The organism is Microbacterium sp. ER1, assembly GCF_023383675.1.
GTDB lineage: Bacteria > Actinomycetota > Actinomycetes > Actinomycetales > Microbacteriaceae > Microbacterium.
The window spans coordinates 1-230 of record NZ_QCXO01000110.1 but is presented as its reverse complement, the minus strand read 5'-3'; the positions used below and the strand labels follow the sequence as shown (position 1 = coordinate 230).

The 230-nt window shown below is 71.3% G+C and carries 1 protein-coding gene; it reads left to right on the top strand.

The genetic code is table 11. The annotated features are described in order from the left end of the window. A partial coding sequence (locus tag BV453_RS01965; RefSeq protein ID WP_249520749.1) for an FAD-binding protein occupies positions 1-230 on the top strand: 230 nt, incomplete at both ends.

Genomic DNA, 230 nt, shown 5'->3' with positions numbered 1-230 from the left:
ACAACCGGGTGCGCCTGGGCAGCGGCGCCGTCTGGGGCAATGTGGCCCAGGAGTTACAGCGGTACGACCTGGCCGTGTCCAGCGGCGACACCTACACCGTTGGCGTGGGCGGCCTCACCCTCGGCGGCGGCATCGGCTGGCTGGTGCGCCAATACGGCCTGGCAATCGACAGCCTGCGGGAGGCCGAGGTGGTGCTGCCCAACGGCGCCATCGTGACGGCCAGCGACACC